Annotated in this window: 26 protein-coding genes, 3 tRNA genes and 1 pseudogene; 24 read left to right on the top strand and 6 right to left on the bottom strand. The window is 70.6% G+C overall.

Annotated elements, in window-relative coordinates:
* Positions 1–10: 10 nt before the first annotated feature.
* The 3 genes from htpX to IE330_RS06335 all read left to right on the top strand — a co-directional run bounded on the left by htpX (position 11) and on the right by IE330_RS06335 (position 1,717).
* Positions 11–874: a zinc metalloprotease HtpX gene (htpX, locus tag IE330_RS06345; protein ID WP_190134857.1), complete on the top strand. Its 864-nt coding sequence runs from the start codon at positions 11–13 to the stop codon at positions 872–874.
* Complete coding sequence (locus tag IE330_RS06340) at positions 871–1,335, top strand: YccF domain-containing protein (protein WP_190134856.1); 465 nt, start codon at positions 871–873, stop codon at positions 1,333–1,335. The genes htpX and IE330_RS06340 overlap by 4 nt, the downstream gene beginning before the upstream one ends.
* A 115-nt stretch (positions 1,336–1,450) precedes the next feature.
* Complete coding sequence (locus IE330_RS06335; protein WP_190134855.1) at positions 1,451–1,717, top strand: GlsB/YeaQ/YmgE family stress response membrane protein; 267 nt, start codon at positions 1,451–1,453, stop codon at positions 1,715–1,717.
* Between the two features lie 118 nt (positions 1,718–1,835).
* On the opposite strand, the gene IE330_RS06330 is transcribed toward IE330_RS06335, so the two are convergent.
* Positions 1,836–2,324, bottom strand: coding sequence for a YajQ family cyclic di-GMP-binding protein (locus tag IE330_RS06330; RefSeq protein ID WP_190134854.1), 489 nt, complete (start codon positions 2,322–2,324; stop codon positions 1,836–1,838).
* 901 nt (positions 2,325–3,225) lie between these two features.
* On the opposite strand from IE330_RS06330, the gene IE330_RS06325 reads away from it, so the two are divergent.
* On the top strand, positions 3,226–3,447 hold the full coding sequence (locus IE330_RS06325) for a hypothetical protein (RefSeq protein WP_190134853.1): 222 nt from the start codon (positions 3,226–3,228) through the stop codon (positions 3,445–3,447).
* Positions 3,448–3,464: 17 nt separating this feature from the next.
* Here IE330_RS06325 and IE330_RS06320 read toward each other — a convergent pair whose 3' ends face one another.
* Together IE330_RS06320 and IE330_RS06315 are read right to left on the bottom strand one after the other, a co-directional pair.
* A complete protein-coding gene (locus tag IE330_RS06320; RefSeq protein WP_190134852.1) occupies positions 3,465–4,121 on the bottom strand; it encodes an SDR family oxidoreductase in 657 nt (218 codons plus the stop codon).
* A gap of 154 nt (positions 4,122–4,275) precedes the next feature.
* Positions 4,276–5,508 (bottom strand): amidohydrolase family protein, encoded by a 1,233-nt coding sequence (locus IE330_RS06315; RefSeq protein ID WP_190134851.1) that lies wholly within the window; start codon positions 5,506–5,508, stop codon positions 4,276–4,278.
* 382 nt (positions 5,509–5,890) lie between these two features.
* Here IE330_RS06315 and IE330_RS06310 point away from each other — a divergent pair.
* The 8 genes and pseudogenes from IE330_RS06310 (at position 5,891) to IE330_RS06275 (ending at position 11,379) form a co-directional block, all read left to right on the top strand.
* Positions 5,891–5,963 (top strand) — tRNA-Thr (locus IE330_RS06310).
* Positions 5,964–6,009: 46 nt separating this feature from the next.
* Positions 6,010–6,082 (top strand) — tRNA-Met (locus tag IE330_RS06305).
* An 89-nt stretch (positions 6,083–6,171) separates the two neighbouring features.
* Positions 6,172–6,336, top strand: a complete 165-nt coding sequence (gene rpmG, locus IE330_RS06300) for a 50S ribosomal protein L33 (protein ID WP_003956487.1) — start codon at positions 6,172–6,174, stop codon at positions 6,334–6,336.
* A gap of 103 nt (positions 6,337–6,439) precedes the next feature.
* Entirely contained in the window at positions 6,440–6,898 is a 459-nt protein-coding gene (locus IE330_RS06295; RefSeq protein WP_190134850.1) for a MaoC family dehydratase N-terminal domain-containing protein, read from the top strand.
* A 4-nt stretch (positions 6,899–6,902) separates the two neighbouring features.
* The gene (locus tag IE330_RS06290; RefSeq protein WP_190134849.1) at positions 6,903–7,331 is read left to right on the top strand and encodes a MaoC family dehydratase; all 429 of its coding nucleotides are present in this window, start codon (positions 6,903–6,905) and stop codon (positions 7,329–7,331) included.
* Positions 7,332–7,703: 372 nt separating this feature from the next.
* Positions 7,704–8,261, top strand: a pseudogene (locus IE330_RS06285) (TetR/AcrR family transcriptional regulator); the annotation flags it as partial.
* A gap of 370 nt (positions 8,262–8,631) precedes the next feature.
* Positions 8,632–10,065, top strand: a complete 1,434-nt coding sequence (locus tag IE330_RS06280) for a DHA2 family efflux MFS transporter permease subunit (protein WP_190134847.1) — start codon at positions 8,632–8,634, stop codon at positions 10,063–10,065.
* Between the two features lie 132 nt (positions 10,066–10,197).
* The gene (locus tag IE330_RS06275; RefSeq protein WP_190134846.1) at positions 10,198–11,379 is read left to right on the top strand and encodes a UDP-N-acetylmuramate dehydrogenase; all 1,182 of its coding nucleotides are present in this window, start codon (positions 10,198–10,200) and stop codon (positions 11,377–11,379) included.
* Between the two features lie 166 nt (positions 11,380–11,545).
* Here IE330_RS06275 and IE330_RS06270 read toward each other — a convergent pair whose 3' ends face one another.
* Positions 11,546–12,184: an NAD(P)-dependent oxidoreductase gene (locus tag IE330_RS06270; RefSeq protein ID WP_190134845.1), complete on the bottom strand. Its 639-nt coding sequence runs from the start codon at positions 12,182–12,184 to the stop codon at positions 11,546–11,548.
* 89 nt (positions 12,185–12,273) lie between these two features.
* On the opposite strand from IE330_RS06270, the gene IE330_RS06265 reads away from it, so the two are divergent.
* Entirely contained in the window at positions 12,274–12,885 is a 612-nt protein-coding gene (locus IE330_RS06265) for a TetR/AcrR family transcriptional regulator (protein ID WP_190134844.1), read from the top strand.
* Here the strand turns inward: IE330_RS06265 and IE330_RS06260 are convergent.
* The gene (locus tag IE330_RS06260; RefSeq protein ID WP_190134843.1) at positions 12,875–13,894 is read right to left on the bottom strand and encodes an adenosine deaminase; all 1,020 of its coding nucleotides are present in this window, start codon (positions 13,892–13,894) and stop codon (positions 12,875–12,877) included. The two genes, IE330_RS06265 and IE330_RS06260, sit on opposite strands and share 11 nt — an antisense overlap.
* Before the next feature lie 135 nt (positions 13,895–14,029).
* The gene (locus tag IE330_RS06255; protein ID WP_190134842.1) at positions 14,030–15,256 is read right to left on the bottom strand and encodes a pyridoxal phosphate-dependent aminotransferase; all 1,227 of its coding nucleotides are present in this window, start codon (positions 15,254–15,256) and stop codon (positions 14,030–14,032) included.
* Between the two features lie 193 nt (positions 15,257–15,449).
* Between IE330_RS06255 and IE330_RS06250 the strand changes: the two genes are divergently transcribed.
* From IE330_RS06250 to rpoB, 11 genes are all read left to right on the top strand, one after another.
* Positions 15,450–15,522: transfer RNA gene (locus IE330_RS06250), tRNA-Trp, on the top strand.
* A 107-nt stretch (positions 15,523–15,629) separates the two neighbouring features.
* Entirely contained in the window at positions 15,630–15,917 is a 288-nt protein-coding gene (gene secE, locus IE330_RS06245) for a preprotein translocase subunit SecE (protein ID WP_190134841.1), read from the top strand.
* 77 nt (positions 15,918–15,994) lie between these two features.
* Complete coding sequence (gene nusG, locus IE330_RS06240) at positions 15,995–16,942, top strand: transcription termination/antitermination protein NusG (RefSeq protein ID WP_190134840.1); 948 nt, start codon at positions 15,995–15,997, stop codon at positions 16,940–16,942.
* A 271-nt stretch (positions 16,943–17,213) separates the two neighbouring features.
* On the top strand, positions 17,214–17,741 hold the full coding sequence (locus tag IE330_RS06235) for a hypothetical protein (protein ID WP_190134839.1): 528 nt from the start codon (positions 17,214–17,216) through the stop codon (positions 17,739–17,741).
* 191 nt (positions 17,742–17,932) lie between these two features.
* Complete coding sequence (gene rplK, locus IE330_RS06230; RefSeq protein WP_093613725.1) at positions 17,933–18,367, top strand: 50S ribosomal protein L11; 435 nt, start codon at positions 17,933–17,935, stop codon at positions 18,365–18,367.
* A 105-nt stretch (positions 18,368–18,472) separates the two neighbouring features.
* Positions 18,473–19,195, top strand: a complete 723-nt coding sequence (gene rplA, locus IE330_RS06225; RefSeq protein WP_190134838.1) for a 50S ribosomal protein L1 — start codon at positions 18,473–18,475, stop codon at positions 19,193–19,195.
* Between the two features lie 196 nt (positions 19,196–19,391).
* Entirely contained in the window at positions 19,392–20,312 is a 921-nt protein-coding gene (locus tag IE330_RS06220) for an SCO4651 family lipoprotein (RefSeq protein ID WP_190134837.1), read from the top strand.
* 153 nt (positions 20,313–20,465) lie between these two features.
* Positions 20,466–21,341: an SCO4651 family lipoprotein gene (locus IE330_RS06215; protein ID WP_190134836.1), complete on the top strand. Its 876-nt coding sequence runs from the start codon at positions 20,466–20,468 to the stop codon at positions 21,339–21,341.
* A gap of 518 nt (positions 21,342–21,859) precedes the next feature.
* A complete protein-coding gene (rplJ, locus tag IE330_RS06210; protein ID WP_190134835.1) occupies positions 21,860–22,387 on the top strand; it encodes a 50S ribosomal protein L10 in 528 nt (175 codons plus the stop codon).
* A gap of 111 nt (positions 22,388–22,498) precedes the next feature.
* Positions 22,499–22,888: a 50S ribosomal protein L7/L12 gene (gene rplL / locus IE330_RS06205; protein ID WP_190134834.1), complete on the top strand. Its 390-nt coding sequence runs from the start codon at positions 22,499–22,501 to the stop codon at positions 22,886–22,888.
* 584 nt (positions 22,889–23,472) lie between these two features.
* On the top strand, positions 23,473–26,958 hold the full coding sequence (gene rpoB / locus IE330_RS06200) for a DNA-directed RNA polymerase subunit beta (protein WP_190134833.1): 3,486 nt from the start codon (positions 23,473–23,475) through the stop codon (positions 26,956–26,958).
* The last annotated feature ends 41 nt before the right edge of the window (positions 26,959–26,999 follow it).

Genomic DNA, 26,999 nt, shown 5'->3' with positions numbered 1-26,999 from the left:
AGGGCGTACCGTGCACCGCCGCACCAACGGGCTGAAAACCGCCGTACTCCTCGGAGGACTGTCGGCACTCATCCTCGTCATCGGCAGTTTCTTCGGGCGTACGGGCCTCGTCGTGGCGCTCCTCGTGGCCATCGGGACCAACGCGTACGCGTACTGGAACAGCGACAAGCTCGCCCTGCGCGCGATGCGCGCCCGCCCCGTGAGCGAGTTCGAGGCCCCGGAGCTGTACCGCATGGTCCGCGAGCTCTCCACACAGGCCCGCCAGCCCATGCCCCGGCTCTACATCTCGCCCACGGAGGCGCCGAACGCGTTCGCGACGGGCCGCAACCCCCGCAACGCGGCCGTGTGCTGCACCGAGGGCATCCTGCGCATCCTCGACCCGCGCGAGCTGCGCGGCGTCATCGGCCACGAGCTCAGCCACGTCTACAACCGCGACATCCTGATCTCGTCGGTCGCCGGAGCGCTCGCCTCCGTCATCATGTTTCTGGTCAACTTCGCCTGGCTGATTCCCGTCGGCCGCTCCAACGACAACGACGGACCCGGCATCTTCGGCATGCTGCTGATCATGCTCCTCGGCCCGCTGGCCGCGTCCATCATCCAGCTCGCCATCAGCCGTTCCAGGGAGTACGAGGCCGACGCCTCCGGCGCACAGCTCACCGGCGACCCCTTGGCCCTCGCCAGCGCCCTGCGCAAACTGGACGCCGGTACGAAGCAGTTGCCGCTCCCGCCCGAGCCCCGGCTGGAAACGGCGAGCCACATGATGATTGCGCATCCCTTCCGGCCCGGTCAGGGTATGTCGAAGCTGTTCTCCACCCACCCGCCGATGGCGGAGCGCATCGCCCGGCTCGAGCAGATGGCAGGTCGTCAGCAGTGAAGGTAGTCCTGAACCTCATTTGGCTCGTCCTGAGCGGGCTGTGGATGTGCCTCGCCTACCTGGTCGCGGGCGTGATCCTGTGCGTCACGATCATCGGCATCCCGCTCGGCCTGGCCGCGTTCCGCATCGGCCTGTTCGCCCTGTGGCCCTTCGGCCGCAAGGCGGTCGACCGCGCGGACGCGGGCGCGCCCTCCCTGATCGGCAACGTGGTGTGGCTGATCCTCGCGGGCTGGTGGCTCACCCTCGGCCACCTCTTCACCGGCCTGCTGCTCTGCCTGACGATCATCGGCATCCCGCTCGGCCTCGCCAACTTCAAGATGATCCCGATCTCGCTGATGCCGCTCGGCCGCGAGATCGTGCCCACGGACGAGCCCTTCGGTGCCGCCTCGGTCCGTGGCGGCGCCCCGGCCTCCCCGCAGTCCCCGCAGCCCCCGCAGTCTCCGCCGCCGGCCGGCTGGTAGCCCTCCGGCCCGTGCTGCGGCGCGGGCCGCACCACTCCACGGGAACCGCGCCCCGCCCCTGCCGCGTCCTATCGGACAAGCACGGAGGAAAAGGCACGAAAGGGCAGGTCACGGTATGGGCATCGTCAGTTGGATCATCCTCGGCCTGCTGGCCGGTGCCACCGCCAAGCTGCTGCTCCCGGGCCGCGACCCGGGCGGCATCATCGGCACGACCCTCATCGGCGTCGCGGGCGCCTTCGTAGGCGGCTGGATCTCCGCCCGCTTCCTGGACCGCCCCGTCACCGAGCACTTCTACGACGGCGCGACCTGGGCGGCGGCCATCGGCGGCTCCCTCGTCCTGCTCGTCGCGTACCGCATCCTCTTCGGCCACTCCCGGCGCTGACTCCGCCGGACGGCCGCCTGAGCCCCCACAGACCGCAGCCAGCAGCAAGGGCGGGCACCCGATCCGGGTGCCCGCCCTGTGTGCGTACGCCGCGCGGACCGCAGCGGTCCGCCGATGCCTACCGGTAGTTCACGAACTGCAGCGCGAAGTCGAAGTCCTTGCCCTTGAGCAGGGCGATCACGGTCTGCAGGTCGTCACGGCTCTTGGAGCTGACGCGCAGCTCGTCGCCCTGGACCTGGGCCTTGACGCCCTTGGGGCCCTCGTCGCGAATGATCTTCGCCACCTTCTTCGCGTTGTCCTGGGAGATGCCCTCCTGGATCGACGCGAAGATCTTGTACTCCTTGCCGGAGAGCTGCGGCTCGCCCGCGTCCAGCGCCTTCAGCGAGATGTTCCGCTTGATCAGCTTGGACTGGAAGACGTCCAGGATCGCCTTCACGCGGTCCTCGCCGTTCGCCTCCATCAGGATCTTCTCGCCGGACCACGAGATCGAGGCATTCGTGCCCTTGAAGTCGTAGCGCTGCGAGATCTCCTTGGCCGTCTGGTTGAGGGCGTTGTCGACCTCCTGCCGCTCGACCTTCGAGACGATGTCGAAACTGGAGTCGGCCATGTCCTGTGGCTCCTTGTATCGGTATCTGCGTACTCAGCGGGTACACGGCCTTCAGTCGCCGACCGCATCCGCAAAGCCTAGCCACTGCCCGCGCGCCGGGCCCCGATCAATCAGGTGGCGGAGCACCCCTGAGCATCAGGTATCGTTTACGTCGTTGCCACGGAGCACCGCGAAAGCGGACCAGGCAGCAACCCCGGCGGTGTGGCTCAGCCTTCCCAGGTTCGAATCCTGGCGCCGCCACGCTGAGGGAGACCCCCTCCGACCTGCGACAGCAGGATTCGGAGGGGGTCTCTTCGTGTGCGGCGTCGCCTGCGGGAAGTGCGGCTGTGGTGACCTGTTTCACGCGTCACGCGGGTGGCGTCGCCCCGGGTAGGTGCCGTGTACAGCCAGTGCCCGATCTCGCACTGTCCCGTCGGTCGGCCTCACGACGGCAGTAACTGCGACCAACTGTCCCCTGAGGGACGCGTGACGCGCACGACACCCCGAACTGCGCGGAGGTCCCCGGGCACAAGAAGGGGAGCTGCGACGAGCCCCGCCGGAAGTGCGACCTGACCGGCGCCGAGGTGGTCTCCTCCGCGGGGCATACGGCTCACGTGCCGCCGGGCGGACGACGGGACGCTGCGGGGGCTTCCCTGACCGGACAGGGGCCGCTGCGAGCCGCCGCTCTGTGCGCTGCGACACCCGTTGCTACCGGCTGCTTCAGTCGCCGTCTGCCGACCCGGGGTGACCTGGCCTCCATGAGGGGCGCCCTCGACCGGCGTACGAAGGACGGCACGGGCCGGTCGTCCCGCTCCACGGCGGTGCCGCGGCTTGGGAACTGGTGGCCCGTCAGGGCGGCAGGGCCCGGCGAGCAAGGCCCCTTCGTGGCCGAGGGGCGGTTCATGTGGGCAGACTGGGCCGCATGTCGTCCAGTTCAGCGCGTCGCAGACGCTGCCCGGAGTGCCGTCGCGACATCGCCGTCGTCGGCGGACGGTTCGCCCGGCACGACCCGCCGGGGCCCCGCGGCGGCGGCGACCTGGTGTCGTGCCCCGGCTCGCGGCGCCACGCCCAGCTCGACGCCGCACAGCCCACGCTGGACGGCTACGTCGTACCGGATTTCCCGGGACAACTGCCCCTTTTCTGAACGCCCCTGGCGCGGCCTCAGTTCCCGGCCACCGACTTCACGGCCACGGACACCGGCGTGGACCCGCTGACCAGCTCCAGCGTCAGGCCGGCCGTCGCCGGGGTCTCCAGGAGCTCGGCCAGCACCGCCGCCACGTCGTCGCGGGGGACGGGGCCGCGCCCCGTCGAGGCCTCCAGGCGCACCAGGCCGTTGCCCGCGTCGTCCGTCAGCATCCCGGGCCGCAGGATCGTCCAGTCCAGGGCCGAGCGGCCGCGCACGTACGCGTCGGCCGCGCCCTTGGCCCGCAGGTAGGCGTCGAAGACCTCGTCCCCGGCGTGGTCCGGGTCCGCGCCCATCGACGACACCACCACGTAGCGGCGCACCCCGGCCCGCTCCGCCGCGTCCGCGAACAGGACGGCGGCGCCCCGGTCCACGGTGTCCTTGCGGTCCACGCCGCTGCCCGGGCCCGCGCCCGCGGCGAACACGGCCGCGTCCGCGCCCTCCAGGAGGGCGGCGACCTCCTCGACCGACGCCGACTCCAAGTCGCACAGCACCGGTTCGGCGCCCGCGTCGCGCAGGTCGGCCTCGTGTGCGGAGTTGCGGATGATCCCTACGGCTTCGTCTCCGCGCGCGGCGAGCAGCCGCTCGAGTCGCAGGGCGATCTGACCATGGCCTCCGGCGATGACAATGCGCATGTCTTCGACGGTACGGCACATCCGGCCACTCGGCCTCGGGCAGCGGAACGGCCCCGTCCGCGCCCGGGCTTCACCGGCCGGTCCACCCGTCCGCGCCCGGACTTCACCGGCCGGTCCCCTCCGTGCGCCCGCCCCCGGGCCGCCCGCGCGGCGGCTACGTTCCCCGCCCCTGCCGCGGCAGTCCCAGCGCCACCGCCGCCGCGGAGTCGCAGTACTCCCGTACCGCGCTCGTCCGCGCCACCACGCGCCCCCGGTGCACCACCACGCGGCTGTACGCCAGCGACAGCGCGCCCGCGAGGCTGTCGCCGCGGACGGCCAGGAGTTCGGCGGGGAAGCCCGCCTCGATCCGGACCGGCGGGAGGCCCATGGCCGCGCGGGCGGACGCGCTCACCGAGGTGTACGCCTCCTCCGGGTCCAGGTCACCGCGGGACGCCAGGAGGTAGGCCGCCTCCATCGGGTCCCCGCGGCCCACGGGGTTCGTGACGTCGCGCAGCGCGCCGCTGCCCGCCGCGAACCGCACCCCGGCGGCCCGCAGGAGACGTACCGGCGCCGCCCCGGCGCCGCCCGGCACGGCACCGCAGCCGCCCTGCGGCAGGCACACGACCGTCACCCCGGCCGCCGCGAGCTGCTCCGCCGTCCGCGCGGCCACGTCGGCCGGCAGCCGCCCGAGACCGTCGCAGGGGCCGATCGTCACACCCGGCCGCAGGCCCCCGGCCACCGCGGCGAGCCGGGCGAGCCGCGCCGGGTCGGCGCCGTCCGTGTGCAGGTCGACCGGGCGGCCGTACTCCGCCGCCAGGTCAAGGACCGCCTCCGCGTACCCGGTCGGGTCGGGGTCGAGGTCCGGGCAGCCGCCCACCACGGACGCGCCCATCCGCACCGCGTCCCGCAGCATCGCGAGCCCCTCGGCGCCGGCCGCGCCCGTGAGCAGCCGGGGCATCGCGACGACGGACAGGTCCACGAGCCCGCGCAGCGACCGCCGCGCCTGGAGCACCGCCTCCAGGGAGGCGAGCCCCTGCGGCTCGCCCACGCGCACGTGCGAGCGCAGTGCCGTCGCCCCGTGCCCGAGCTGCAGCAGCGCGGCCTCCGTGGTGCGGCGCTGCACGTCCTGCGGGTCGTACGCGGCCGGCCCCTCGCACAGGGCCGTCAGCGCGGTGTCGCCGTGGGCGTGCGGCTCGGCGGCGGCCGGGAGCAGGAGGTAGCCGGCCAGGTCCACGCGCGCGGCGTCCGCACTGAGGCTGCCCGCGGTGCCCACCGCCTCGATGCGCCCGGCGCCGAGCCGGACGTCCACGGCCCTGCCGTCCACGAGCCGCGCCCCGCGGAGCAGCAGGGCCCCGGACGTGGCGGCGGGCTCGGCGGAGTTCGGCTGCTGCGGCTGGCTGTCGGGCATCGCGCTCCTGGGGCTCGAGGGCGGCTGCGGAAGGCTCGAAGGGTCCGGTGCCGCGTTCCGGCGCCGCCGACGGGCCCGGTGGACCGCCCCGCGCGGACGCGTACCGGCCGCGCGCACCGGCACGGCGCGGACGCGCGGGCCCGGCGCCGCGTCGTGGCACGCAAGATCACGCAGCGTGGGACGAGCCTAGGGCGGCCGCCGCTCCGCTTCGGGGAGGAGCGCAATAGTCGTACGGACGTGGTGCGCGTGGGACGGGAAGGGTCCACGGGGCCTGAGGATGCGTACGAGACGGGCGGAACGGGGCTCCTGCCTTGCCCCGGGACGGGCCTCGCGAAACGGATTTGGGCGAACGGCTGGAGACCGTGTAATGTCTTCATCGCTCGCCCCAATAGCTCAGTCGGTAGAGCGTCTCCATGGTAAGGAGAAGGTCAACGGTTCGATTCCGTTTTGGGGCTCTGATGTGAAGGGTTCCCCGCCTCGGCGGGGGGCCGGTCGCATCGCAGCGGTGTAGCTCAGTCGGTAGAGCAAGCGGCTCATAATCGCTGTGTCACCGGTTCAAGTCCGGTCACCGCTACTCACAGTAGCCGATTGCGGGGTCGGTCCTTCGATCGGCTACTCTTTCTTGCGTTCATCCGTCCATCCGTCCGTCATAGGAGCACTCACGTGGCTGCCACCGACGTCCGCCCGAAGATCACGCTGGCCTGCGTGGAGTGCAAGGAGCGGAACTACATCACCAAGAAGAACCGGCGTAACAACCCGGACCGTCTTGAGATGAAGAAGCACTGCCCGCGTTGCAACTCGCACACCGCGCACCGCGAAACGCGATAAATACAGGCTCGTACCAGAGGCCGTCCCCAGCAGTTCGGGGACGGCCTCTCGTCGTATGCCGAGAGCCGTTCGTAGCAGACCCAGTTGCAGGAGGTGCCGAGCCATGGCGCTCGACCAGTCCTTCGTCGGGCGGACCTACCCGCCCACCGACCCGTACGAGGTCGGGCGCGAGAAGATCCGCGAGTTCGCGGTCGCGGTGGGTGACGCCAACCCCGCCTACGCCGACCCCGAGGCCGCCAAGGCGCTCGGCCACCGGGACGTGCTGGCCCCGCCGACCTTCGTGTTCGCCATCACGTTCAAGGCCGCGGGCCAGGTGATCGAGGACCCGCAGCTCGGGCTCGACTACAGCCGGGTGGTCCACGGCGACCAGCGGTTCGCGTACACGCGGCCGGTGTACGCGGGCGACCGGCTCACGGTCACCTCGACCATCGAGGCGATCAAGACCATGGCGGGCAACGACATCCTGGACATCCGCGGCGAGGTCCACGACGAGGCCGGGGAGCACGTGGTGACCGCGTGGACCAAGCTCGTCGCCCGCGCGGCCGGGACCGAGGAGGCGTGAGGCGATGACGGCGAAGATCGCGTACGACGACGTGGAGGTCGGCACGGAGCTGCCGACCCAGACCTTCCCGGTGACGCGCGCCACCCTCGTGCAGTACGCGGGCGCGTCCGGGGACTTCAACCCGATCCACTGGAACGAGAAGTTCGCGGTGGAGGTCGGTCTGCCGGACGTCATCGCCCACGGCATGTTCACCATGGCCGAGGCGATCCGCGTCGTGACGGACTGGACCGGCGACCCCGCCGCCGTCGTCGAGTACGGCGTGCGCTTCACCAAGCCCGTCGTCGTCCCGAACGACGACAAGGGCGCGACCATCGAGGTCAGCGCCAAGGTCGCGGCCAAGCTCGACGACCACAAGGTCCGCGTGGACCTGACCGTCACCAGCGACGAGCGCAAGGTGCTCGGGATGTCACGGGCGGTCGTACGGCTCGCCTGAGCGAGGACGGACGGCGCCGCCGCGCGCCCGGCCATGCTGTGTAAGGGGCGCCTGCCCAGGTAGGCGCCCCTTACGCGTGTCTCCTGGAGACCCCACGGAGCGCCCTCCTGTACGTGGCCCTGCACGGGGGTTCCGTACGTGGCCCGTCCGTGCTCCACGCGACGAGGCCCTGCACGTGGCTCCACACGACAAGGCCCTGCACGTGGCTCCGCACGGGGCTTCCGTACGCGGCGCCCCTCCCGAGTGCCGGGTCCCTCTTCCAGGTGACGCCGAACCCCGGAGACGCCTCTCTCGGGGCGGCCACCGCTCGGGTTCTCCTCACCGGCGAGCACCCCCTTGACGTAGTTAGTGATTGAGTACTAACTTACCGACATGGTCAGGATGAGCGCAGAGGAGAGGCGCGAGAGCGTCATCCGCGCGGCGATGAGCGAATTCGCCCGCGGTGGCTACCACGGGACGTCGACCGAGGCGATCGCCAAGCGCGTCGGTGTCTCGCAGCCGTATCTCTTCCGGCTCTTTCCCGGCAAGAAGGCGATCTTCCTCGCGGCGGCGACCCGCTGCGTCGAGGACACCCGCAAGGTCTTCGAGGCGGCGAGCGAAGGGCTCCGGGGCGAGGAAGCCCTGCACGCCATGGCTCAGGCGTACCAGGACCTCATCACGAAGGACCCCGACAAGCTGCGGATGCAGCTCCAGATGTACGTGGCCGTGGCGGCTGCCGAGGCCGCCGGCGACCACGAGTTCGGCGAGATGGTGCGCGCCGGATGGATGGGCCTCTGGGACGCCGTGCACCAGCCCCTCGGGGCCGACGTCAATGAGACGACGACCTTCCTGGCGTACGGGATGCTGGTCAACGTCCTGATGGCCATGGGGTTTCCGCCCGAACACCGGGTGTGGGAGGGCTTCTACCTGTCGGCCCAGCCGCCGGGTGGAATGCCTCGCACGGCCGGGGGCGGGGACGCGGACGGCGGACCTGGCGCGCGCGGCGACGGGTCCGGCGGGGCCGTCGTGAGCGAGGACGGGCCCGACGGGAAGGGTCGCCGGTCCGGCGTGAGCGGTGACGACGGGGCGGGCGCGGACCCCGCGGCGTCCCGTCGGCCCGAAGAGGCGGAATAGGCGTCGGCGAACAGGGCCGGGCGCCCGCGGCGGTCGCGGAGGAGGCTGGTCCCGGCGTGCCGGGGGCTCCGGTTCTTCTCTGCGGGTACCTCTGCCCGCGAAAGTTAGTCAGCAATCACTAATGAGAGGTCGCGTCCGTCCGGGACCGGCCACGAATGTCCGCCCGACGAAGGGCATGGGGGAAGCGATGTCACAGCAAGAAGCAGGGCGCGGGGGAGTCGTCTGGGCCCTCGTCATCACCAGCGTCGCCGGGTTCATGGCGGCGCTCGACAACCTCGTGGTCACGACCGCGCTGCCCTCCATCCGCGAGGACCTCGGCGGGGCGCTCCACGACCTGGAGTGGACGGTCAGCGCGTACACCCTCACCTTCGCCGTCCTCCTGATGTTCGGCGCGGCCCTGGGGGACCGGTTCGGGCGGCGCAGGCTCTTCGGGGTCGGGCTCACCGTGTTCACCGCGGCCTCCGCCGGCGCGGCCCTCGCGCCCGGCATCGACGCGCTGGTCGCGGCGCGCGCGGTGCAGGGCGTCGGCGCGGCGATCATGATGCCGCTGACGCTGACCCTGCTCACGGCCGCCGTGCCGCCGGCCAAGCGCGGGATGGCGTACGGCATCTGGGGCGCCGTCAACGGCCTCGCCGTCGCCAGCGGGCCGCTCATCGGCGGCGCCCTCACCGAGCACGTCTCCTGGCAGTGGATCTTCTGGCTGAACGTGCCGCTGGGCCTCGCGCTGCTGCCGCTGGCCCGGCTGCGGCTCACCGAGTCGTACGCGGCCGGCGCCCGGCTCGACGCCGTCGGCACGCTGCTGGCCAGCGGCGGTCTGTTCGGCATCGTCTACGGCCTGATCCGCGGCAACATCGACGGCTGGACCAGCGCGCCCGTCCTGACCGGGCTGATCGGCGGCGGTGCGCTGCTCGCCGGGTTCGTGTACCACGGCGTCCGGCACCCGGCGCCGATGCTGCCCATGCGGATGTTCCGGAACCGGGCCTTCTCCGCCGTCAACGCCGCGAGCCTGCTGATGTTCGTCGGCATGTTCGGCTCCATCTTCCTGCTCAGCCAGTTCCTGCAGAACGTGCTCCACTACTCGCCGACCGAGGCGGGGCTCCGGATGCTGCCCTGGACGGGCATGCCCATGATCGTGGCGCCCATCGCCGGCTACCTGTCCGATCGGATCGGCGGCCGCCCGGTCGTCACCGTGGGCCTCGCGCTCCAGGCCGTGGGCCTCGGCTGGTTCGCCGTGGTCCTCACCCCGGACGTCTCGTACGCGGCGCAGTTGCCCGCCCTGATCATCAGCGGGGTCGGCATGGCGCTGTACTTCGCCCCGGCCGCGAGCCTGGTCATGGCGAGCGTCCGGCCCGCCGAGCAGGGCATCGCCTCCGGCGCGAACAACGCGCTGCGCGAGGTGGGCGGGGCCCTGGGCATCGCCATCCTCGCCGCGGTGTTCTCCGCGCAGGGCGGGTACGGGCCGCCGCAGATGTTCGTGGACGGACTCGAGCCCGCGCTGTGGGTCGGGGCGGGGGTCGTCGGCCTCGCGGCCGTGGCCGCCTCCCTGCTGCCGCGCCGCCGCGGCGGGGCGGCGGACGCGGGGGCCGTACCGGCAAAGGAGCGGGTGCCGGTCTCCGCGTGACGGGGGCGGGGCGCGGGGCGCGGCCGCTGGTTGGCCGCGCCCCGCGCTCGTCCTCGATCACCGGACGGGCTTCGTGCGTGCGGCCCACCCTCCCCTTCCGGGGCGGGTGGGCCGTGTCGCGGGGCGGGGGCGATGTCGCTCCGCTTGTCCGTCAGCCCGCGAGGGATCTCCTTCCGGGAGGAGACGGAGGAGGGCCCGACCGGCGGCCGAGGCAGCCCAGGCCCGGCCGGGGGAGCGGCCCGGCATACCCTGGTGTGCGTGCTGGTACTTCACGACGCCCCCCTCGCCCCGCTGACCACCTTCCGCCTCGGTGGCCCCGCCGACCGGCTGATCACCGCGACGACCGACGCCGAGGTCGTCGCCGCCGTCCGCGAGGCCGACGCGTCCGGCACGCCGCTGCTGCTCATCGGCGGCGGCAGCAACCTGGTCATCGGCGACAAGGGCTTCGCCGGGACCGCCCTGCGCATCGCCACCACCGGGTTCGCCCTCGACGGCACGACGCTGGAGCTGGCGGCGGGCGAGGTGTGGACGGACGCTGTGGAGCGGACCGTCGCGGCGGGGCTCGCGGGCATCGAGTGCCTCGCCGGGATCCCCGGCTCCGCAGGCGCGACGCCGATCCAGAACGTGGGCGCGTACGGCCAGGAAGTGTCCCAGACGATCACCGAAGTGGTCGCGTACGACCGCAAGACGGACGAGACGGTGACCATTCCGAACGCGGAGTGCGCCTTCTCGTACCGCCACAGCCGCTTCAAGGCCGACCCCGACCGCTTCGTCGTGCTGCGCGTCCGCTTCGCCCTGGAGGACGCGGACGGCATGAGCGCCCCGATCCGGTACGCGGAGACGGCCCGCGCGCTCGGCGTCGAGGCCGGTGAGCGCGTCCCGGCCGCCGCGGCCCGCGAGACCGTCCTGAAGCTGCGGGCGGGCAAGGGCATGGTGCTCGACGCCGAGGACCACGACAGTTGGTCGGCCGGATCGTTCTTCACCAACCCGATCCTCACGGAGGAGGAGTTCGCCGCCTTCCACGCGCGCGTGGCCGACCGGCTCGGCCCGGACACCGCACCGCCCGCGTTCCCGACGGGTGACGGCCACGTGAAGACCTCCGCGGCCTGGCTCATCGACAAGGCCGGCTTCCCCAAGGGCTACGGACAGGGCCCCGCCCGCATCTCCACCAAGCACACCCTGGCGCTGACCAACCGCGGCGGCGCCACCACGGAGGACCTGCTCACCCTGGCCCGCGAGGTCGTCGCGGGCGTACGGGACGCCTTCGGGATCACGCTGGTCAACGAGCCGGTCACGGTCGGCGTCAGCCTGTAGCGGGCCAAGGCCGAGGCCAGGGCCAGGGCGAAGGTCAAGGCCGGGGCCGGGCCAGGGCTTCGGCGCAGGGCTCAACCGGGCTCACGCGAACCACCGCCTCCCCGGCCGAGGGCCACCGCCCCCGGCCCACCAGCCCGAAGCGAACCACCTCCCCCCCCGCACGCCCTCAATACGCCACCCCCACCCCCTCCTTCACCGTCCCCGCGTCGTCGATCAGCGTCAGCATCGCGTGCGCCACGTCAGCCCTGCCGATCCGCCGGGCGCCGCGCGGATTGCGCCCGACGGCCGTGCGGTACGTGCCTGTCAGCGGCGTGTCGAGGAGGCGGGGCGGGCGTACGGACGTCCAGTCCGTCGCGCTGCGCGCCAGCTCGGCCTCCAGCGCGCGCAGGTCGTCGTAGACCGCCTTGAACACCCGGCCCACCAGCGCCGGCGCCACGCGGTCGGCGAAGGGCTCCCGCTCCACCACGGGCGCCAGCGGCGCCGCGCTCACCACGAGCAGGCGGCGCGTCCCCTCCGCCTCCATCGCCCGCAGCACCGGCACGGTGAGCCGCGTGGCCACGCCCGCCCGCGCGACGGCCCGCCGCCGCGCGCCGAGCCCGGAGAGCACCGCGTCCCGCCCGGCCACCGCCCCGCGCAGCTCCTCCGCGTCCGTCAGGTCCGCGCGGACGACGTCCAGCCGGTCCCCGGTGGCCGCGAGGCGGGCCGGGTCGCGCACCACCGCCGTGACGTGGTGCCCCGACGCGAGCCCCTGCCGCACGATCTCCCCGCCGATGCCGCCGGTCGCTCCGAACACCGTCAGCCTCATCGCACGCCCTCCCGGTGGGTAAGCATTCACTCACCACTAGGGTGAGTAAGCACTCACCCTCGCGTCAAGCCCGGACGGACAGGCAGCCCATGGAACAGCAGGCACCGCGCAGGCCCACGCGCGAGCGCATCCTCGACGCGGCGCACGAGCTGATGCGCACGCTCGGCCTCGCCCGCGCCACCACCAAGGAGATCGCGAAGGCGGCGGACTGCTCCGAGGCCGCGCTCTACAAGTACTTCAGCAGCAAGGAGGACCTGTTCGTCCGCGTGCTCCAGGAGCGGCTGCCCCGCCTCGGCCCGGCCCTGCACCGGCTCGTCGACGCCCCGGGGGAGCGCACCGTGGAGGAGAACCTCACCGAGGTCGCCACCCTGGCCTGCCAGTTCTACGCCGAGAGCTTCCCGATCGCGGCCTCCCTGTACGCCGAGACCAAGCTCAAGGCCCGCCACGAGGACGCCCTGCGGCAGATGGGCACGGGTCCGCACATGCCCATCGAGGCCCTGGACGCCTATCTGCGCGCCGAGCGCGACGCGGGCCGCATCGCCGCCGACGCGGACACCTTCGCCGCCGCCTCGCTCCTCCTCGGCGCCTGCGCCCAGCGCGCCTTCGCCTACGACGCGACCGTCGGCAAGCGCCCCCCGCTCCCCGTCGACGCCTTCGCCACCGGCCTCGCCCGCACCCTGCTGGCCGGGATCAGCCGCTGAGCCACTGGTCGATGCCGGCGAGCAGCTTGTCCTGCACGCCGACGGGCGCGGCCGACCCGCGCACGGACTGCCGCGCAAGCTCCGCCAGCTCCGCGTCATCGAAGCCGTGGTGGTGGCGCGCGATCTCGTACTGCGCGGCCAGCCGCGAGCCGAACAGGAGCGGGTCGTCGGCCCCGAGCGCCATCGGCACCCCGGCCTCGTACAGCGTCCGCAGCGGCACGTCCTCGGGCTTCTCGTAGACGCCGAGGGCCACGTTCGACGCCGGGCAGACCTCGCAGGTCACGCCCCGCTCGGCGAGCCGCTGCAGCAGCCGCGGGTCCTCCGCCGCCCGTACCCCGTGCCCGATGCGCCGCGCGTGCAGGTCGTCCAGGCAGTCGCGCACCGAGGCCGGGCCGGTCAGCTCGCCGCCGTGCGGCGCCGCGAGCAGCCCGCCCTCCCGCGCGATCGCGAAGGCGCGGTCGAAGTCCCGCGCCATGCCGCGCCGCTCGTCGTTGGAGAGCCCGAAGCCGACGATGCCGCGGTCGGCGTACCGGACCGCCAGCCGTGCCAGCGTGCGCGCGTCCAGCGGGTGCTTCATGCGGTTCGCGGCGATCAGCACGCGCATCCCGAGCCCGGTCTCGCGCGAGGCGGTCTCGACCGCGTCCAGGATGACCTCCAGGGCGGGGATGAGCCCGCCGAGCCGGGGCGCGTACGACGTCGGGTCCACCTGGATCTCCAGCCAGCCGGAGCCGTCCTTGATGTCCTCCTCGGCGGCCTCGCGCACCAGCCGCTGGATGTCCTCGGGCGCGCGCAGGCACGACCGGGCGATGTCGTACAGGCGCTGGAAGCGGAACCAGCCCCGCTCGTCGGTGGCCCGCAGCTTCGGCGGCGTGCCGCTGGTCAGCGCCTCGGGCAGATGGACGCCGTACTTGTCGGCGAGCTCCAGGAGGGTGGCGGGCCGCATCGACCCGGTGAAGTGCAGGTGCAGATGGGCTTTGGGCAGCTCGCTCAGGTGTCGTACACGCTCCATTCCAGGATCTTGCCGTACGCACCCCCCGTCCCGGTAGCCGCTTCTGCTCATGGGGTACGCGCCCGAACGAAGAAACGGGGCGGCAGCGCACCACGTGGTGCACTGCCGCCCCGCTCCCGCGCTCGGGGCGCGCGGTCAGTCCCGCGCCTCCGCCAGCAGCTTCTGGATGCGCGACACGCCCTCGACCAGGTCCTCGTCACCCAGCGCGTACGAAAGCCGCAGGTAGCCCGGCGTGCCGAAGGCCTCACCCGGGACGACCGCGACCTCGACCTCGTCGAGGATCAGCGCGGCGAGCTCGACGCTGTCCTGCGGGCGCTTGCCGCGGATCTCCTTGCCGAGCAGGCCCTTCACCGACGGGTAGGCGTAGAACGCGCCCTCGGGCTCGGGGCAGAGGACGCCGTCGATCTCGTTCAGCATCCGCACGATGGTCCGGCGGCGCCGGTCGAAGGCCTCGCGCATCTTCTCGACGGCGGTCAGGTCGCCGGAGACGGCGGCGATCGCGGCGGCCTGCGCCACGTTGGACACGTTGGAGGTGGCGTGCGACTGGAGGTTCGTCGCGGCCTTCACCACGTCCTTCGGCCCAATGATCCACCCCACGCGCCAGCCGGTCATCGCGTACGTCTTCGCGACGCCGTTCACCACGACGCACTTGTCGCGCAGCTCGGGCAGCAGCGCGGGCAGCGACGTGAACTCGGCGTCCCCGTAGACCAGGTGCTCGTAGATCTCGTCCGTCATCACCCACAGGCCGTGCTCCAGGGCCCAGCGGCCGATGGCCTCCGCGTCCGCGCGGCTGTACACCGCGCCCGTCGGGTTGGACGGCGACACGAAGAGGACGACCTTGGTCTTCTCCGTGCGCGCGGCCTCGAGCTGCTCCACGGAGACGCGGTACCCCGTCGTCTCGTCGGCGACGACCTCGACCGGGACGCCGCCCGCGAGCCGGATCGACTCCGGGTACGTCGTCCAGTAGGGCGCCGGCACGATGACCTCGTCACCCGGGTCGAGGATCGCGGCGAAGGCCTCGTAGATCGCCTGCTTGCCGCCGTTGGTCACCAGGATCTCGGCGGCCTCGGGCTCGTAGCCGGAGTCGCGCAGCGTCTTCGCGGCGATCGCGGCCTTCAGCTCGGGCAGGCCGCCCGCCGGGGTGTAGCGGTGGTACTTCGGGTTCTTGCAGGCCTCGACCGCGGCCTCGACGATGTAGTCCGGGGTCGGGAAGTCGGGCTCACCGGCGCCGAAACCGATCACCGGGCGCCCGGCGGCCTTGAGGGCCTTGGCCTTGGCGTCGACGGCGAGGGTCGCGGACTCGGAGATCGCGCCGACTCGGGCGGAGACCCGGCGCTCGGTGGGTGGAGTGACAGCGCTCATGGGCCCATCGTTCCAGACCCCGCGCGGCCCGGGCACACGGGTTTGCCGGAGCGCCGGAACGACCGGCGGAACCCAAGCTGTTCGACGAGGCGCTCCGGACCACGTACACTCACTCGTCGTTGGCCCTCACCGGCCGCACCTTCCAACCGCACTCGGTGCACCTGGTCGGATGCTGTAGGTTGGGGGACTCCAAAGGGTCGTAGCTCAATTGGTAGAGCACTGGTCTCCAAAACCAGCGGTTGGGGGTTCAAGTCCCTCCGGCCCTGCTACACACACCTTCGCCAGGATGTGTGCGCATGTACGTACTGCTATGCACCGCCGTGCGGCTCAACCGGGCGCGGCACGGCCACGACCCGGAATCAGGTGAGGACGAGTGACGGACGCCGTGGGCTCCATCGACATGCCTGATGCCCAGGACGAGGCGCCGGAGTCCAAGAAGAAGACCCGCAAGGGCGGCAAGCGCGGAAAGAAGGGCCCTCTGGGCCGTCTCGCGCTCTTCTACCGCCAGATCGTCGCCGAGCTCCGCAAGGTCGTCTGGCCCACGCGCAGTCAGCTCACGACGTACACCACCGTGGTGATCGTCTTCGTCGTCATCATGATCGGCCTCGTGACCGTGATTGACTATGGCTTCAGCAACCTCATCAAGTACATCTTCGGCTGAGCCGCAAGCGAAGGGCGCCGCACCAGGCGCCCCTTTCGCGTGTTCCACCCCTATGTATCCAGGAAGAAGCAGCCACCGTGTCTGACCCGAACCTGAACGACGCCATCGAGTCGGCGGAGTCCGTGGAGGACCAGATCGACATCGTCGAGGCGGCGGACGCCGTGGACCCGGACGAGGCCGAGGCTGCCGACGCCGCCGCCGGTGAGGCTGCCGAAGAGGCCGCGGTGCACGAGGACGACGAGCTCGAGGCCGAGGCGGCCGACGGCGACGAGCTCGAGGCCGAAGCCGACGACGAGGCCGAAGCCGACGACGAGGCCGAGGCCGTCGCGGAGAGCGACGAGGACGAGGCCGCCGAGGACTCCGAGGAGAGCGCGGAGGACGCCGAGGAGGCGGAGCCCGCCGAGCCGGTCGACCCCGTCGCCGCCCTCCGTGACGAGCTGCGCGGCCTGCCCGGCGAGTGGTACGTGATCCACACCTACGCCGGTTACGAGAACCGCGTGAAGACGAACCTCGAGCAGCGCGCCGTCTCGCTGAACGTCGAGGACTACATCTTCCAGGCCGAGGTGCCGCAGGAAGAGGTCGTCCAGATCAAGAACGGCGACCGCAAGACGATCCGCCAGAACAAGCTCCCCGGCTACGTCCTGGTGCGCATGGACCTGACGAACGAGTCCTGGGGCGTCGTCCGCAACACCCCCGGCGTCACCGGCTTCGTGGGCAACGCCTACGACCCGTACCCGCTGACCCTGGACGAGATCGTCAAGATGCTCGCCCCGGAGGCCGAGGAGAAGGCCGCCCGCGAGGCCGCCGAGGCCGAGGGCAAGCCGGCCCCGCAGCGCAAGGTCGAGGTCCAGGTCCTGGACTTCGAGGTCGGCGACTCGGTCACCGTCACCGACGGCCCGTTCGCCACGCTCCAGGCCACGATCAACGAGATCAACGCCGACTCGAAGAAGGTCAAGGGCCTCGTCGAGATCTTCGGCCGCGAGACCCCGGTCGAGCTGAGCTTCGACCAGATCCAGAAGAACTGAGCGCGCGGCACGCGCGCACCGGAGCCCCTGGGCAGCGGGAAACCGCAGCCCAGGGGCTCTGTCGTGGGCGGGCGCAGGTGCATGTGTTCCGCACCACAACCTTCCGGGGCCCCGGGCTGTCTCACTGGTAGACGGAAACGCCCGGTCCCTTCCTCCACGCCACTTCAGCACGCTTATGGGAATTCCTGTCGCCATGAGCGGCGATTTGTGGTGCTCTGCGGCGGTACGGGGGCCAGGGCGGACTCCACCGACGAGCAAGGGGGACCACCTGATGTTTGCCCGTAAGACCGCGATCGCCGCCTCCGCCTGCGCCTTCGTCCTGCTCGGCGCCGGTTCCGCCCTCGCGGGCACCGGCCCGGCGCCCGCACCCGACGCCAGAAGGGCGGCGTCCCAGTCGACCGCCCCCTCGGCCGAGGGCAACCCGAAGAGCCTCAAGGCCCAGGCGGCCGGCGTCTGCTCGGACGCCTACCAGATCGGGACCACGGCCTACATCGACCGGGGCGGTGCGCGCGCCGCGTCGGTCAAGCAGTTCTACTCGCCCCGCTGCAAGCAGAACTACGGCTACGTCTGGGTGTGGCAGAGCTTCCGCGACAAGGTCAGGGACTACGACGTCAGCACCGGGGTCTACAGCTACTCCCGGGACGAGATCGTCGGCCAGGACTGGTGGAGCCCGACGAACGCGCAGGAGTTCTGGTCGCTGCCCGCCGCCACCGCCGGCGAGTGCACCGCCGCGGTCGGGCAGCTCCGCGCGCCCGGTGACCCGCTGGCGGGCCAGGCGATGACGTCCAAGCGCTGCTGAACCCGGGGGCCGGGACCCGGAGAGGGGTGTCCGGTGGGGTCCGCCGCGATATCGGTTTGGGCCCCGCCGCGATACCCGTTATCGTAGTGCGGTATGCCTCCATCCAGATGATCCCGACGATCGCCTGCGGTCGCCGAAGGATCATGGTGGAGGGGGCTGCTCCACACTCTCACTAGGACCCGGAGAGAGCAATGCCTCCCAAGAAGAAGAAGGTCACGGGGCTGATCAAGCTCCAGATCCAGGCCGGTGCCGCCAACCCGGCCCCGCCGGTCGGCCCCGCGCTGGGCCAGCACGGCGTGAACATCATGGAGTTCTGCAAGGCCTACAACGCCGCGACCGAGTCGCAGCGCGGCTGGGTCATCCCGGTGGAGATCACGGTCTACGAGGACCGTTCCTTCACCTTCATCACCAAGACCCCGCCGGCCGCGAAGATGATCCTCAAGGCCGCGGGTGTGGAGAAGGGCTCCGGCGAGCCGCACAAGACCAAGGTCGCCAAGATCACCCAGGCGCAGGTCCGCGAGATCGCCGAGACCAAGATGCCCGACCTCAACGCCAACGACCTCGACGCCGCGTCGAAGATCATCGCTGGCACCGCCCGCTCCATGGGCATCACGGTCGAGGGCTGACCTCACCCACACCGCGGGGTCGCACCGTAGACCCGCAGACCTGATGTGGCAGGGCCAAGCGCTGGCCCGGACCACGAACTCCATACCTGAACCTCAGGAGTAGAAGTGAAGCGCAGCAAGACTCTCCGCGCTGCGGACGCCAAGATCGACCGGGACAAGCTGTACGCCCCGCTCGAGGCGGTCCGTCTCGCCAAGGAGACCTCCGCGACCAAGTTCGACGGCACCGTCGAGGTCGCCTTCCGCCTGGGTGTCGACCCGCGCAAGGCCGACCAGATGGTCCGTGGCACCGTGAACCTCCCGCACGGCACCGGCAAGACCGCCCGGGTCCTGGTCTTCGCGACCGGTGACCGTGCTGCGGCCGCGGAAGCCGCCGGGGCCGACATCGTCGGCGCCGACGAGCTGATCGACGAGGTCTCCAAGGGCCGTCTGGACTTCGACGCCGTCGTCGCCACCCCGGACCTCATGGGCAAGGTCGGCCGCCTCGGCCGCGTGCTCGGTCCGCGTGGTCTGATGCCGAACCCGAAGACCGGCACCGTGACCCCCGACGTCGCCAAGGCTGTCAACGACATCAAGGGCGGCAAGATCGAGTTCCGTGTCGACAAGCACGCGAACCTGCACTTCATCATCGGCAAGGCGTCCTTCGACGACACCAAGCTGGTGGAGAACTACGGCGCGGCCCTGGAGGAGATCCTCCGTCTGAAGCCGTCCGCCGCCAAGGGTCGCTACATCAAGAAGGCCGCCATCACCACCACGATGGGCCCCGGCATTCCGGTCGACCCCAACCGCACCCGCAACCTCCTCGTCGAGGAGGACCCGGCCGCCGTCTGACACCGACGGCAGCCGAGCGACCGGCGCGCATGAGACGGGCCCCGCAACCATTCGTGGTGCGGGGCCCGTCCCGTTGTACGGGTATACACCCGGGGGACGCATGGTCCCGTACGTGATGTGGACGACGTACGGGAGACGCCGGGGAGCGGACCGCGCTAGCGTGCTGGCTCTCCATGGACGCAAGGGGTGGGACGACATGAACGGCATGACAGTGCGCCGCCTGGCGCTGGGTATCGCCACCGCGACGGCCCTGACCGGACTGGCCGCCTGCGGCTCGTCGGGCGGCTCGGACGACGACAAGGGCTCCTCGGACAGCAAGGGCTCCTCGGACGGCAGCAAGGGCAAGGGCGGGCTCGACATCAGCCCCATAGCCGCCCTGCGCCAGATCGAGAGCACCACGGACAAGGCCGACTCGGCGAAGGTCGAGTCGGAGACCACCATGGGCTCCGCGATGTCCATGAAGGCCAGCGGCTCCCTCGGCTGGGCGGACGGCCTCACCGGCACCATGACCATCACCTACACCGGCGGCCAGATGGCCGAGACGATGCGCCAGACCGGCAGCACGTCCATGGAGGCCCGCTACCGGCCCGACGCGTACTACGCGAAGATGGGCGACCGCTTCGCCGCCCAGATCGGCGGCAAGCACTGGGTGAAGTACGCGTACGACGACCTGGAGCGGATCGGCGGCGGCTCGGGCGCGTACATGAAGGACGCGATGCAGAACAGCACGCCGCACCAGTCGGTGAAGATGCTGCTCGCCTCCGGCGACGTGAAGAAGGTCGGCCGCGAGAAGGTCCGGGGCGTGAACACCACGCACTACTCCGGCACCGTCGACGTCGCCGAGCTCGCCGAGAAGTCCTCCGGCCTCAGCGAGTCCCAGCTCGCCGACATGAAGAAGCAGCTCGAGCAGGCGGGCGTCACCACCGAGACCGTCGACATCTGGGTCAACGACGAGAACCTGCTGGTCAAGAAGGTCGAGAAGGGCCAGATGAAGACCGGCGAGCTGTCCGCGACCGCCTACTACAGCGACTACGGCACCGCGGTCTCCGCCGAGGAGCCGCCCGCGTCCGACACCGCGGACTTCCGGGACCTGATGAACCGGCAGCCCACGACCTGACCCTCCGGCGGCCCCCGCGCCGGTCCGGTCTCGGTCAGGTTCCGGCCTGATCTCGGTCTGACCTCGGGGATTCTCCCGGAGGTCCGCCGCGCGTCCGTCAGGTAATCTCACCCCACCGCAAGAAGTGGATCAAATGTTCGTAGGGGTGGGGTAATGAGCAGTTCCGTACGTATGGGTCGTAAGAGGGTGGCGAGTGCCGCTCTGGCGGCCCTGCTGCTGGCCGGTGGCGCGGTGGCGTGCGGCTCGGAGAAGAAGTCGGACCGCGCGGGCGAGGACATCTCGCCCGCCGCGGCCGTGAAGAAGGCCGCGAAGAACAGCGAGGAGCTGACGTCCTTCAGCTTCCGGATGAAGGGCCTGCTCCCGGGGGAGGGCAAGGTCCGGGGCGAGGCGTCCATGGCGACCGAGCCGCTCGCCGTGAGCATGAACATGAGCACGCCGGAGGGTCCCGAGAAGCTGGAGATCCGCGTCGTCGGTGACGGCGTCTACCTCGGCGGCGGGAAGGCCGCCGCCGAGGCGGACGGCAAGCGGTGGATCAAGTTCGACGCCAAGACCATGGGCAAGGGCGCGCCGAACAAGCCCGCGCCGTCCTCGGCCACCGCCACGGCCGAGCAGAACCCGGCCGCCCAGTCGACCCTCTTCACCGGCTCCGACGACCTGAAGAAGGTCGGCGAGGAGACCGTGGACGGCGCCGAGACCACCCACTACCGGGGCACGGTCACGCTGGACCAGATGCGCGCGTCGATCGACAAGAAGGACGCGAAGACCCGCGAGCGCCAGGAGAAGGGCCTCAAGCAGTACGAGGACATGGGCATCGACAAGCTGACGATGGACATGTGGATCGACGGCGAGAACCACACCAAGCAGTTCCGCACCCAGGGCGACGCCGACAAGGGCAAGTTCGACATGACGATCACGTTCTTCGACGTGAACAAGCCGGTGAAGGTCACGGCGCCGCCGAAGAACGAGGTCATGGACCTCGCCGAGATGATGAAGGAGATGGAGAGCGGCAGCGACGAGGGCACCTCCTGACGCCCGCTGCGGCGACTCTCCGCTCCTGACCGGCCGCCAGTGGCGCCTCCCGGGCGGGAACGTTCCTCCCGGGAGCGCCGGCCCCGGCCCCGCGCTGCGAACGGCCCGCTCCGGGCCCCCGGCCCCGGGGCGGGCGGCGCCTCCCGGAGCCCCGCAGTGCGCCTCCCGGCCCCGGGGGCGGCCCGGCCCGCTCCCGCCCCGGACGACCGATTTGCTTGACGCGGCCCCGTTCGCGTAGCCTTCCACAGAAGCCAAAGACCGCTGGTCGTTGTCGTGTGCTCGTAAGAGTGCGCGGCGGCCGAAGGATCCGCTGAACTGCGGACGACCCGCGTAGGTGACCGTGGAAGTGCTCCTGGACGCATCGCGTCCGGTCGAGCTCACGCCCCGTGCGCCTGCGCCGGGGCGTTTCGTTTTGTGCAAGGCCCCTTCCTCGTGTGCCTGATTCAGGCGGTCCGGCGACGCGCGGCTGATCGAACAGGTCAGTCGAGGATCATCACCCCGGAAGGAGGCCGAGGCTCATGGCGACGTCCGACAAGGTCGCAGCCGTCGAGGAGATCACGCAGAAGCTGCGCGACTCCAACGCTGCTGTTGTGACTTCCTACACCGGACTGAGCGTGGCGCAGCTCAAGCAGCTCCGCCGTTCTCTCGGCGACAACGCTCAGTACCGTGTGGTGAAGAACACGCTGACCAAGATCGCGGCCAACGAGGCCGGGATCCAGCTCGACGAGCACCTCAAGGGCTCGACGGCTGTCGCCTTCGTGACCGGCGACCCGGTCGAGGCGGCGAAGGGTCTGCGTGACTTCGCCAAGGACAACCCCGCCCTCGTCATCAAGGGCGGCGTCCTTGACGGCAAGGCGATGTCCGCCGACGACATCAAGAAGCTTGCGGACCTCGAGTCCCGCGAGGTTCTGCTCTCCAAGCTGGCCGGTGCCTTCAAGGCGAAGCAGTCCCAGGCTGCCTCCGTCTTCCAGGCGCTGCCGTCGAAGCTCGTCCGCACCGTGGACGCGCTCCGTGCCAAGCAGGACGAGCAGGGCGGTGCCGAGTAACTCGGCTCGCACACTGGCCCTCGCCTGACGGCGAAGGCCACAGCGGGCCAGACGTACGCCCGCCACACCAGTACATCCGGCACCTGCCGAATTAGTGGAAGGACCGCCATCATGGCGAAGCTCACCCAGGACGAGCTGCTCGCGCAGTTCGAGGAGATGACCCTCATCGAGCTCTCCGAGTTCGTGAAGGCCTTCGAGGAGAAGTTCGACGTCACCGCCGCCGCTGCCGCGCCGGTCGTCATGGCCGGCGGTGCCGCTGGTGGCGCCGCCGCCGAGGCCGTCGAGGAGAAGGACGAGTTCGACGTCATCCTCACCGGCGCCGGCGACAAGAAGATCCAGGTCATCAAGGTCGTGCGTGAGCTGACCTCCCTGGGTCTGAAGGAGGCCAAGGACCTCGTCGACGGCACCCCGAAGCCGGTCCTCGAGAAGGTCGCCAAGGACGCCGCGGAGAAGGCCGCCGAGGCCCTCAAGGGCGCCGGCGCCTCCGTCGAGGTCAAGTAAGGCCTCACGGGGTCGTACGCGACTCCTTCGGCCCGCCGTCCCCCTGAGGGACCCGGAGCCGCCCGCGCTGTAACGCGGGGACACTGAAGGGCGATCACCCAGTTGGGTGGTCGCCCTTCGGCGTTCCCGTGACGGCCGCTTGCACTGTCGGCACCGGGGGGTATGGTGATCTTCGTTGTGCCCCGGGCGGCCCCGGGCGGCCCCCGAATCGGGGCCCGTCAGGGCTGGGGGGCCTTGACGAACCGCACGCAGCGCGCAATTCTCAGGACGCGTCGTCACAAGGATCCGCATCCGAGGCATGGATCGGCGGCGAAGAGGGCAGTATCGATGTGCGTTGAGGACGTGGCTTGCCGCAGGTGTTGAGAACAACGAGGGTCTCCGAAACCCCGCACTGGACATCAGTGGGCCAGGTGGCTACACTGACCCTTTGCGCTGCCTGTTAGCTGCCTCCTGCCCGTCACCAGGGGCATGCCCATGCTTGAGCACTGTGGACCGAAGCCTCCCTGACCTGGGATTTCTGTCTCTCTGTACAGCCTGGGACCGGTACGCGCGTAGTGAGTCCGAGCCCTCGGAAGGACCCCCTCTTGGCCGCCTCGCGCACTGCCTCGACCGCGAATACGAACAACGGCGCCAGCACCGCCCCGCTGCGCATCTCCTTTGCAAAGATCAAGGAGCCCCTCGAGGTTCCGAACCTTCTCGCGCTGCAAACCGAGAGCTTCGACTGGCTGCTCGGCAACGACGCGTGGAAGGCTCGCGTCGAGGCGGCTCTCGAGTCAGGTCAGGACGTCCCCACCAAGTCCGGTCTGGAGGAGATCTTCGAGGAGATCTCCCCGATCGAGGACTTCTCCGGGTCGATGTCGCTGACCTTCCGCGACCACCGCTTCGAGCCTCCGAAGAACTCGATCGACGAGTGCAAGGAGCGCGACTTCACGTTCGCCGCGCCGCTCTTCGTCACCGCCGAGTTCACCAACAACGAGACCGGCGAGATCAAGTCCCAGACGGTCTTCATGGGCGACTTCCCGCTCATGACCAACAAGGGCACCTTCGTCATCAACGGCACCGAGCGTGTCGTGGTGTCGCAGCTCGTCCGTTCCCCGGGCGTCTACTTCGACTCCTCCATCGACAAGACGTCCGACAAGGACATCTTCTCCGCCAAGATCATCCCGTCCCGGGGTGCCTGGCTGGAGATGGAGATCGACAAGCGCGACATGGTCGGCGTCCGCATCGACCGCAAGCGCAAGCAGTCGGTCACCGTCCTGCTCAAGGCGCTCGGCTGGACCACCGAGCAGATCCTCGAGGAGTTCGGCGAGTACGAGTCCATGCGCGCCACCCTGGAGAAGGACCACACCCAGGGCCAGGACGACGCGCTGCTCGACATCTACCGCAAGCTGCGCCCGGGCGAGCCGCCCACGCGTGAGGCCGCGCAGACGCTGCTCGAGAACCTCTACTTCAACCCGAAGCGCTACGACCTCGCGAAGGTCGGCCGCTACAAGGTCAACAAGAAGCTGGGCGCGGACGCCCCGCTCGACGCTGGCATCCTGACCGTCGAGGACATCATCTCGACGATCAAGTACCTGGTGAAGCTGCACGCGGGCGAGACCGAGACGGTCGGCGACAACGGCACGCAGATCGTCGTCGAGACCGACGACATCGACCACTTCGGCAACCGCCGCCTGCGCAACGTCGGCGAGCTCATCCAGAACCAGGTCCGCACGGGTCTGGCCCGCATGGAGCGCGTCGTCCGCGAGCGCATGACGACGCAGGACGTCGAGGCCATCACGCCGCAGACGCTGATCAACATCCGGCCGGTCGTCGCCTCCATCAAGGAGTTCTTCGGCACCAGCCAGCTCTCGCAGTTCATGGACCAGAACAACCCGCTGTCCGGGCTGACGCACAAGCGTCGTCTGTCCGCGCTCGGCCCGGGTGGTCTGTCCCGTGAGCGGGCCGGCTTCGAGGTGCGTGACGTGCACCCGTCCCACTACGGCCGCATGTGCCCGATCGAGACGCCCGAAGGCCCGAACATCGGTCTGATCGGCTCGCTCGCCTCCTACGGCCGCGTCAACGCGTTCGGCTTCGTCGAGACGCCGTACCGCAAGGTCGTCGACGGCCAGGTCACCGACGACGTCGACTACCTGACCGCCGACGAAGAGGACCGATTCGTCATCGCGCAGGCCAACGCGCCGCTGACGGACGAGCTCCGCTTCGCCGAGAACCGCGTCCTGGTCCGCCGCCGCGGCGGCGAGGTCGACTACGTCGCCCCGTCGGACGTGGACTACATGGACGTCTCGCCGCGCCAGATGGTGTCGGTCGCGACCGCCATGATCCCCTTCCTCGAGCACGACGACGCCAACCGCGCGCTCATGGGCGCGAACATGATGCGCCAGGCCGTGCCGCTGATCACCGCCGAGGCCCCCCTCGTCGGTACGGGCATGGAGTACCGCTGCGCCGTCGACGCCGGCGACGTCATCAAGGCCGAGAAGGCCGGTGTGGTCCAGGAGGTCTCCGCGGACTACGTCACCGTCACCAACGACGACGGCACGTACACCACGTACCGCGTCGCCAAGTTCTCCCGCTCCAACCAGGGCACCTCGGTCAACCAGAAGGTTGTCGTCGAGGAAGGCCAGCGCGTCATCGAGGGCCAGGTCCTCGCCGACGGTCCGGCCACCCAGGAAGGCGAGATGGCGCTCGGCAAGAACCTGCTGGTCGCGTTCATGCCGTGGGAGGGCCACAACTACGAGGACGCGATCATCCTGTCGCAGCGCCTCGTGCAGGACGACGTCCTCTCCTCGATCCACATCGAGGAGCACGAGGTCGACGCCCGCGACACCAAGCTGGGCCCCGAGGAGATCACCCGGGACATCCCGAACGTCTCCGAGGAGGTCCTCGCCGACCTCGACGAGCGCGGCATCATCCGCATCGGCGCCGAGGTCATCGCCGGCGACATCCTCGTCGGCAAGGTCACGCCCAAGGGTGAGACCGAGCTGACCCCGGAGGAGCGCCTGCTCCGCGCGATCTTCGGCGAGAAGGCCCGCGAGGTCCGTGACACCTCGCTGAAGGTGCCGCACGGCGAGACCGGCAAGGTCATCGGCGTCCGCGTCTTCGACCGCGAGGAGGGCGACGAGCTTCCCCCCGGTGTGAACCAGCTCGTGCGCGTGTACGTGGCGCAGAAGCGCAAGATCACCGACGGTGACAAGCTCGCCGGCCGCCACGGCAACAAGGGCGTCATCTCCAAGATCCTGCCGATCGAGGACATGCCGTTCCTGGAGGACGGCACCCCGGTCGACATCATCCTCAACCCGCTGGGTGTCCCGTCCCGAATGAACCCGGGACAGGTCCTGGAGATCCACCTCGGCTGGCTCGCCAGCCGCGGCTGGGACGTCTCCGGCCTCGCGGACGAGTGGGCGCAGCGCCTCCAGGCCATCGGCGCCGACAAGGTCGACCCCGGCACGAACGTCGCCACCCCGGTCTTCGACGGTGCGCGCGAGGACGAGCTGGCCGGTCTGCTCCAGCACACCATCCCGAACCGCGACGGCGAGCGGATGGTGCTCCCGTCCGGCAAGGCGCGGCTGTTCGACGGCCGCTCCGGCGAGCCGTTCCCGGACCCGATCTCGGTCGGGTACATGTACATCCTCAAGCTGCACCACCTGGTCGACGACAAGCTGCACGCCCGCTCGACCGGTCCGTACTCCATGATCACCCAGCAGCCGCTGGGTGGTAAGGCTCAGTTCGGTGGCCAGCGCTTCGGTGAGATGGAGGTGTGGGCCCTCGAGGCCTACGGCGCCGCGTACGCGCTCCAGGAGCTGCTGACCATCAAGTCCGACGACGTCACCGGCCGCGTGAAGGTCTACGAGGCCATCGTCAAGGGCGAGAACATCCCCGAGCCCGGCATTCCTGAGTCCTTCAAGGTGCTCATCAAGGAAATGCAGTCCCTGTGCCTCAACGTGGAGGTGCTGTCCTCGGACGGCATGTCCATCGAGATGCGCGACACGGACGAGGACGTCTTCCGCGCCGCGGAGGAGCTCGGTATCGACCTGTCCCGGCGCGAGCCGAGCAGCGTCGAAGAGGTCTGACGGGTCCCCCGCCTCCCCTTCCCGGGGAGGCGGGCCCCCGG

The sequence above is a fragment of the Streptomyces longispororuber genome (assembly GCF_014656095.1).
Lineage (GTDB): Bacteria > Actinomycetota > Actinomycetes > Streptomycetales > Streptomycetaceae > Streptomyces > Streptomyces longispororuber.
This window is presented reverse-complemented; position numbering and strand designations above follow the sequence as displayed.